Origin of the sequence: Pseudomonas sp. K8, from assembly GCF_014889455.1 — a bacterium.
GTDB classification, from domain to species: domain Bacteria; phylum Pseudomonadota; class Gammaproteobacteria; order Pseudomonadales; family Pseudomonadaceae; genus Aquipseudomonas; species Aquipseudomonas veronii.
Window position 1 is genome coordinate 1 of the sequence record NZ_VJWO01000096.1, and the last position, 7387, is coordinate 7387.

At 62.6% G+C, this 7387-nt stretch carries 8 protein-coding genes and 1 pseudogene; 3 read left to right on the forward strand and 6 right to left on the reverse strand.

Annotated features, from left to right (window positions below; translation table 11 throughout):
* The 4 genes from INT12_RS30160 to INT12_RS30175 all read right to left on the reverse strand — a co-directional run.
* Positions 1-1256 (reverse strand): 4Fe-4S binding protein (locus INT12_RS30160; RefSeq protein ID WP_193059158.1); only part of this gene is annotated, 1256 nt, incomplete at its 3' end.
* Positions 1253-2092, reverse strand: coding sequence for an FTR1 family iron permease (locus INT12_RS30165; protein WP_193041091.1), 840 nt, complete (start codon positions 2090-2092; stop codon positions 1253-1255). The genes INT12_RS30165 and INT12_RS30160, both read right to left, overlap by 4 nt.
* Positions 2093-2107: 15 nt before the next feature.
* Positions 2108-2431: a cupredoxin domain-containing protein gene (locus INT12_RS30170; RefSeq protein ID WP_017849310.1), complete on the reverse strand. Its 324-nt coding sequence runs from the start codon at positions 2429-2431 to the stop codon at positions 2108-2110.
* On the reverse strand, positions 2431-2961 hold the full coding sequence (locus tag INT12_RS30175; RefSeq protein ID WP_017849309.1) for an iron transporter: 531 nt from the start codon (positions 2959-2961) through the stop codon (positions 2431-2433). The genes INT12_RS30170 and INT12_RS30175 overlap by 1 nt, the downstream gene beginning before the upstream one ends.
* Before the next feature lie 180 nt (positions 2962-3141).
* On the opposite strand from INT12_RS30175, the gene INT12_RS30180 reads away from it, so the two are divergent.
* Together INT12_RS30180 and INT12_RS30185 are read left to right on the forward strand one after the other, a co-directional pair.
* The gene (locus INT12_RS30180; protein ID WP_193041092.1) at positions 3142-3351 is read left to right on the forward strand and encodes a DUF3079 domain-containing protein; all 210 of its coding nucleotides are present in this window, start codon (positions 3142-3144) and stop codon (positions 3349-3351) included.
* Between the two features lie 76 nt (positions 3352-3427).
* Positions 3428-4588, forward strand: coding sequence for an alpha-hydroxy acid oxidase (locus tag INT12_RS30185; RefSeq protein WP_193041093.1), 1161 nt, complete (start codon positions 3428-3430; stop codon positions 4586-4588).
* A gap of 193 nt (positions 4589-4781) precedes the next feature.
* Here the strand turns inward: INT12_RS30185 and INT12_RS30190 are convergent.
* Both INT12_RS30190 and INT12_RS30195 read right to left on the reverse strand, forming a co-directional pair.
* Positions 4782-5105 (reverse strand): annotated as a pseudogene (locus INT12_RS30190) (alpha/beta hydrolase); the annotation flags it as partial.
* A 64-nt stretch (positions 5106-5169) separates the two neighbouring features.
* Entirely contained in the window at positions 5170-6321 is a 1152-nt protein-coding gene (locus INT12_RS30195) for a sensor domain-containing diguanylate cyclase (RefSeq protein WP_193041094.1), read from the reverse strand.
* 114 nt (positions 6322-6435) lie between these two features.
* On the opposite strand from INT12_RS30195, the gene INT12_RS30200 reads away from it, so the two are divergent.
* Positions 6436-7023, forward strand: a complete 588-nt coding sequence (locus INT12_RS30200) for an NUDIX domain-containing protein (RefSeq protein WP_017849304.1) — start codon at positions 6436-6438, stop codon at positions 7021-7023.
* The last annotated feature ends 364 nt before the right edge of the window (positions 7024-7387 follow it).

Below are 7387 nucleotides of genomic sequence, written 5' to 3' on the forward strand. Positions count from 1 at the left end.
ACCCCCTGACGCTGCCGCCACCCCAACCACAAGCACCACCCAACCGCCGCCATCAACAACACGGCCCGCGCCGATTGCACCCAAGCCAACCCCAAGCCCTCATACCGCAACAACTTCACCGTGGTCGCCGACAACCCCAGGAACAAACCCGCACCACCGAGGGGCGTCAGTGTCAGCGCCAAGGGCCGAAACAGTGCGCGATCACCCGCCACCCACGCGGCCAACCGCAGCAGCAGCCAGCAGCCGCCCCCCAATACCAACGAACTCCCCCCCAGATACAACACAATGCACAAGCCATCCAACCAACTGAAGCTGTCATTGAGCTGCGGATAATGAGTGAGCAACCACCACGGCGCGTTGTCTTGCAGCGGCCACAGCCAGTCATGGCCGACCAGCCACGTCGCCAGGGTTTGTTTGAGCGCGATAAACCACGGACTGACGGTCCATTGAAACGCCCCCATCGCCAGGCCGATCACACCAAACAGCAACAGCCGCGCGTCCCACGCCGAGCCTTGCTGATGGGGCGCCTGCAGGATCTCCTGATTGCACGAGCGGGCGATCAGTTGCACCGCGCCGCGTTGCCCGCTGCAGCGGCCACAGGCATGGCACTCGCTGGCCCCTTGCAGGCGGCGGATATCCAGCAGCGGCGCGCAGTTGGGCAGCGGCAGGCGCGGTGCGTCGTTGGCTTTCCAGCGCTGCTCATCCACCGCGAAATGCACCGGCGCCAGGCGGGCGAGCAGGGCGAAGACGCCGCTGACCGGGCACAGGTACCGACACCACACGCGCTTGCCGCGCACGAACAACAGGCCGACGATCACCGCGCCGAGGGTCGAGCCGCCGAGAATCAACAGGGCCGCCTGGGCGTAGTCATACACGCTGATCAATTGGCCGTAGAGGGTGGTCAGGCAAAAGCCCAGCGTCGGCCAGCCGCCCCAGCGCAGCCAGCGCGGAATACCGAGGCCGCGCCCGTGCTGGCTGGCCCATTCGCTCAGGGAACCTTCCGGGCAGAGCACGCCGCACCACAGGCGCCCGAACAACACCATCGACAGCAACACGAACGGCCACCAGAGGCCCCAGAAGATGAATTGCGCGAGCAGCGTCAGGTTGTTCACCAGGCGCGCCTGGCTGTCCGGCAACGGCAGCAGCGCCGGCAGCACCAGCAGCACGGCGTAGACCAGCACCACCGCCCATTGCACGGCACGGATCAAGCGCCCATGGCGGCGCATGCCATCGCCCAGGCGCTGCAGCCAGCTCATGCCGCGTGCCGCGAACGGCGCAGGCCGTTGCCCACCCACAACCAATAGCCGAGCAGCACCAGCACGGTGACCAGGCTCGGCGCGGCGCGGTAGCCGACAAAGTCAGCCAACATCGCGCCCAGGCCGTGGCTGTCGCTGAGCAGGGTACTGCTGTCCCAGCGGCTTTCACCGAAGCTCGAATAGACCCACTCGGGCATGTCCATCGCCAGCAATTGCCCGCTGATACGGTCCACGGCCGCCACCAGCAAAGCCCCGCCGAGCAGCAGCAACAGCGCTTCGCTGAGGGCGAAAAACAGCGACCAGGAAATGAAGCGCCGCGTACTGCGCAACAACAGCACCGTGAGCCCCGCCAACACCAGGCCCAGCACGCCGCCGATCGCGAACAGGTTCAGCGCCGGGCCCTGCAGACGCGCACCGGCACCGTACAGAAACACCACGGTTTCACTGCCTTCGCGGCTCACCGCCAACAGCGTCAATAGCAACACGCCCCAACCGCCCTGGCGCGCCAGGCGTTCATCGGCTTCGCGTACCAGGGTGTTTTTGAGTGTGGCCGCGTGACGATGCATCCAGAACACCATCTGCACCATCAGGCCGCTGGCCAATAACGTCAGCGCCGCTTGCAGCCATTCGCCCTGTGGGCCGGTCATGGCCTCACCGGCCCACAGCATCAAGCCGGCCAGGCCGGCGGAGCAGAACAAGCCCAGGACCACCCCGGCCCACAGGAAACGCCCCAGGCGCGAGTGCGCGGTCTGGCGGCTGATCCAGATCTGCAGAATGCCGATCACCAGCAGCGCCTCGACGCTTTCGCGCCAGACAATAAACATCGATTGATTCATCAACGGCTCCCGGGGCTATTGGGCAAGGATGCTGCCTTCGGGCAACTGTGGGTTGAACTCGTCAAAGAACGGATACAACCCCGGCGTGAGCGGGTGGATCACGACGAAGGTGGTCACGCCGGGGGACAAGACTTTCTCCACGCGCAGCGGCGTGCTCTCGAATTCGGCCGGGCCTTGGCCGAGGTTGTGCAGCACGATCTTGAAGCGCTCGCCGGCCTTGACCGTGAGTTGCGGCGGGATGAAGTGGCCGTCCTGCAGGGTCAGTTCATAGGTCGGCAACGGCGCCGCCAGGGCCGCGCCGCTCAGCAGCAAGCTGCCCAGCAGCAAGGCGCGACGCATCAGTAGCCGCCTTTCTTGCCGATGCCGGCATAGACGAATTCGTAGTGGACTTCGCAGCGTTCGAACCACGGTGCGACCCCGGTTTCCTTGTCGGTATGGCGGCCCAGGGACTGGTGGCCGCTGGGCGGCAATACGCTGAAGGTCAGGGTGTATTTGCCTGGGCCTTGCAGCTTGACGTTGTCGCCGTAGTGCGGCCCGTCATTGGCGACCATGGCGTGGAAATCACCGGTGATCGGCGTGTCGCTGCCTTGCTTTTTCAACGTAAAGGACAGGTTCAGGTACGGCACGAAACTGCCTTCCTGGAAGCCTTGGGCATTGTCCGCCGTGGCGCGCACATCGGCTTCAAGGTGGACGTCGGAGTCGGCCGTGGCGCGCATCATGCCGGCAGGTGCCATCTCGATCGGTTGCAGGTACACCGCGCCGATTTCCAGGCCTGGGCAGTGCTGCGGCTCGCCGATCGGGTACTCCTTGGCGAACGCCGCAGAGGTGGACAACAGCAGGACCAGGGACACAGTAGAAGGGATACGCATGGAGGCTTCCTGACGGGTGAGGGGGAAAGAACCCGAGTCTAGGAAGGTTGATCGTAAATAATAATGATTCTTGTCAAGTTTCTGCGATATTTCATGTTGGCCAACCTTGACCGCAGTCAAGGCCATGCCCCCTCGAGCAGGTTAGGTTGACGCTATTGTTCGCCGGTAGGGAACCTCATCATGGCCAAGCCTTTCCCGCTGCACCCCAAGCACCCCGAACGCATCTGCTGGGGCTGCGACCGCTATTGCGCCACGACCGATCTGGCCTGTGGCAACGGCGCCGACCGTACCATGCACCCGGCCGAGATGATCGGCGATGACTGGTACGAGCACGGCGATTGGGGACTCACCCCCGAGGCTCCTGCCACGGACGAGCCGTCAGCGGCCTGATCAATCAACGCAATGGCTGGTTGTACGGCGGATGGGCGGTTACTCTTCCTACTCAGTTCAGGGAGAGGTGACGCAGATGTCGTTGATCACAACCATCGAAGACTTACGCAAGCTGGCGCAAAAACGTGTTCCAAGGATGTTTTACGACTACGCCGATTCCGGCTCTTGGACTGAAAGCACTTACCGGGCGAATGAAAGCGATTTTGCCCAGATCAAATTCCGCCAACGGGTGGCGCGCAATATCGATAAACGTTCGATCCGCGCCACCATGATCGGCCAGGACATGGCCATGCCAGTCGCCCTGGCGCCCACCGGCCTGGCCGGGATGCAGCATGCCGATGGTGAGATTCTCACCGCCCGTGCCGCTGCTGTCTTTGGCCTGCGCTACACCTTGTCGACCATGAGCATCTGCTCCCTGGAAGACATCGCCGAACAGGTCGGCCAGCCATTCTGGTTTCAACTCTATGTGATGCGCGACCGCGCCTTTATCGAGCAGTTGATCGAGCGCGCCAAGGCCGCCGGTGTCGATGCGTTGGTGTTGACCCTGGACCTGCAGATCCTCGGCCAACGTCACAAGGACCTGATCAACGGCCTGTCGGCACCGCCCAGACTGACCCTGCCGAATATCCTCAACATGATGACCAAGCCGCGCTGGGTGATGGGCATGCTCGGCACCAAGCGTCATGGCTTCGGCAATATCGTCGGGCATGTCAAAGGTGTGGCGGACATGAGTTCGCTGTCGGCATGGACCGCCCAACAGTTCGACCCGCGCCTGAGCTGGGACGATGTGGAATGGATCAAGAAATGCTGGGGCGGCAAGTTGATCATCAAGGGCATCCTCGATGTGGAAGATGCGCGCCTGGCGGCGAATGCCGGCGCCGATGCGTTGGTGGTGAGCAACCATGGCGGTCGTCAGTTGGATGGCGCGCCATCTAGCATCAGCCAATTGCCGGCGATCGTCGAGGCGGTGGGCGAGCGTATTGAAGTGTGGCTCGATGGCGGTATCCGTTCCGGCCAGGACGTGCTCAAGGCCGTGGCATTGGGCGCCAAAGGCACCCTGATCGGTCGCCCGCATTTGTACGGCCTGGGCGCGATGGGTGAAGCGGGGGTGACCAAGGCGCTGGAGATCATCGCCCGCGAGTTGGACGTGTCGATGGCGCTGTGCGGGTATAACGATATACGCGATGTGAATCGCGAAATTTTGCTGCCTGGCACCTTTCCCCAAGGCGCGGGCTGAGCAAAAAAATCGTAAAAAAATAAAAAGAGTTGTCCACGAAAACCGTGGGTATCTCTGTGGATAACTTTGCGAGGGCCCGGCAGGGGTTGGCGATTCAACCCAAGGTCAATATTTGATCAACTTCTGGCGCGGGCCAGCATAGGCTGGGTTTGCGCTTGACAGCCCCGCGCGAACCCAGTGCCGAAAACACATTTTATGAGTCGTTGGCGCGCCCGGTTGAGTGGGTGACAACCTGTGTCGGCATCTTCGCTTGCATCAGGTTGTCCAGCGCTTTGCGATAGCTGCGCCCGGCCAGGCTCATGCTGTTGTTGTGGCTGGCGCCGGGCACCAGCAACAGGCGCTTGGGTTCCTGGGCGGCGGCAAATAATTGCTCGCTGAACCGTGGGGGAACGTAGCGGTCGTCCAGGCCGTGGACCACCAGCAGCGGCATATGGATGTCGGCAATCTTGTCGATGGAATCGAATTTCTGCGACAGCAGCCAGCGCACCGGCAAGGCGGTGGCCACATCCGCCAGGGAATGCTCGTAGATCAGGCGTTTACTGATTGCTTGCAAAGTATTGCGGCATTCAAGCGTCGTCCGCTCAGGCGAGCGCCACCACCTGCACGCGATTGCGTCCATAGGCCTTGGCCTGGTACAGCGCCTGGTCGGCCTGGGACAGTAAGTGCGAGAGGTCGTGGCCTGCCGCCGTGGTGGTGACGATGCCGATGCTCACGCTCAAGAACCCCGGCGTCAGCAGGTCGAGTTCGGCAAACCCGCGGCGGATGCGCTCGGCCACTTCAAATGCTCCGGCCGCATCGCTGTCGGCCAGCAGGCAGGCGAACTCTTCACCGCCGATACGCGCAAACACATCACCGCTGCGCAGCATGGTCCGCGTCATCTGGCTGAAGGCGATCAGCGCCTGGTCGCCCATGGGGTGGCCGAAGCTGTCGTTCAGGCGCTTGAAGTGGTCCAGGTCGCACAGCAGCAGGGCCGTGCTGCGCTGGCGACGGCTGCAGTCGGCCAGCAGTTTTTCGCCCTTGAGCATAAAGGCGCGGCGGTTGCCGGCGCCGGTCAGCGCATCGCTGAAGGCGGCGGCCTTGAAGCGCAACTCGGCACGCTCCTTGACCATCGCCAGGGTGATGTAGGCAATGCCGATGGCATACAGCATCGATTCAAACAGCATGAACGAGAAAAACGGCGCGCCTTCACCCCCCGAGGCCTGGGCGTTTTTCAGCGGCAGGCCGGCGTCGGTGATTGCGCGTATGCCATAGAACGCGGTGTGCCAAAGGATCAGCGCCAGCGCGGGAGCGTAGGCGACTTCCAGGGTCGCGCGGTTGCGCCACAGCTCCAGGGCCGACAGCACGCCATAACCGGCCGCCAGCAGCGAATACAGGGTGACCCGCGCCGACAGCGAACCATAGAACTGCGGCAACAGGCACATCAACAGCCACACGCCACACCCGGCAAAGATCCCCGGCAGGCTCGGCTTGCGCTGCACGAAAGCGCGCATGGCGGTCCAGTTCATCGCGGCGCTGAGCAACAGCACGACATTGCCGAGGATCAACGCGACAAAGTCCAGGCCCACGCCGCGCACCGCGATCAGCCCGGTGCCCAGGGTGGCGAGCAGCAGCATGATGCCGAGATAGCCCAGGGTCGGTTCACGGCCACGGCTCCAGGCATGCACGGTGAGCAGGCCCATCAGGCAGAACACGAACACGGCGACTATCAATAGCGTCGGGATATGCAGCGACATTGCCTTGCCCTTGCAGAGACTTTTTGTGGGGCCCGATTGTAGCGGTATGCGACCGGCTTGACGTTGGCGTTGCTGGCGCGACATGCTCCTGCTCCTTTGAGCAAAGGCCCGACCATGGACAACAGCCCCGTTCGCATCACCGCCGAAGAAACGCTCTCGGAGAATTGGTACCTGCTGAAAAAATACAGCTTCGACCTGCGCCGCCGCGACGGCAGCTGGCAGGCCCAGACCCGCGAAGTGTACGACCGGGGCAACGGCGCGACCATCCTGCTGTACAACCGCGCTCAGCGCACTGTGCTGCTGATCCGACAGTTCCGCATGCCCACCTTCGTCAACGACTACCCCGGTTACCTGATCGAAGCCGCGGCCGGGTTGCTGGACAACGCCAGCCCTGAGGAACGCATTCGCCTGGAAGCCGAAGAAGAGACGGGCTATCGCGTGGGGCATGTGGAGAAGATCTATGCGGCATTCATGAGCCCGGGATCGGTGACGGAGCGGATTCACTTTTTCCTCGGCGAATACCAACCGGAGGATCGGGTGGGAATGGGCGGCGGGATCGAAGAGGAAGGCGAGGACATTGAGGTACTGGAACTGGGGTTCGAGCGGGCGTTGGCGATGGTGGCGAGCGGTGAGATCGTGGATGGGAAGACCATCATGCTGTTGCAGCATCTGGAATTGCGGATGTTGAAAGAGGGATGGTGAGAGTGGGGCGTGTCGATATCCGTTTTCTCAAAAGTAGCCAAAACTAGGCCCGGTGTGCCCCAGATCAAAAGCAAAGCGGCCTTGTAGCCGACCTGACTCTGCGAGCCGAACTCGGTCAAAAATGTGGGAGGGGGCTTGCCCCCGATGGCAGTGGATCAGCCATGCATGTATTGGCTGACAAGCCGCCATCGGGGGCAAGCCCCCTCCCACATTTTGATCTCCATGGATCAGATAGAACTCGTTCTGCTCTTGCTCTTGGGCGCGGCCTTATAGCCAACCTGATCCTGCAAGCCGAACTCGGTCAGAAATGTGGGAGGGGGCTTGCCCCCGATGGCAGTGTGTCAGTCACTACATGCATGACTGA

Coding starts and splice junctions, on each gene's coding strand:
- INT12_RS30185 (WP_193041093.1), top strand. CDS start 3,428: ATGTCGTTGATCACAACCATCGAAGACTTACGCAAGCTGGCGCAAAAA.
- INT12_RS30200 (WP_017849304.1), top strand. CDS start 6,436: ATGGACAACAGCCCCGTTCGCATCACCGCCGAAGAAACGCTCTCGGAG.
- INT12_RS30195 (WP_193041094.1), bottom strand. CDS start 6,321: ATGTCGCTGCATATCCCGACGCTATTGATAGTCGCCGTGTTCGTGTTC.
- INT12_RS30165 (WP_193041091.1), bottom strand. CDS start 2,092: ATGAATCAATCGATGTTTATTGTCTGGCGCGAAAGCGTCGAGGCGCTG.
- INT12_RS30175 (WP_017849309.1), bottom strand. CDS start 2,961: ATGCGTATCCCTTCTACTGTGTCCCTGGTCCTGCTGTTGTCCACCTCT.
- INT12_RS30170 (WP_017849310.1), bottom strand. CDS start 2,431: ATGCGTCGCGCCTTGCTGCTGGGCAGCTTGCTGCTGAGCGGCGCGGCC.
- INT12_RS30180 (WP_193041092.1), top strand. CDS start 3,142: ATGGCCAAGCCTTTCCCGCTGCACCCCAAGCACCCCGAACGCATCTGC.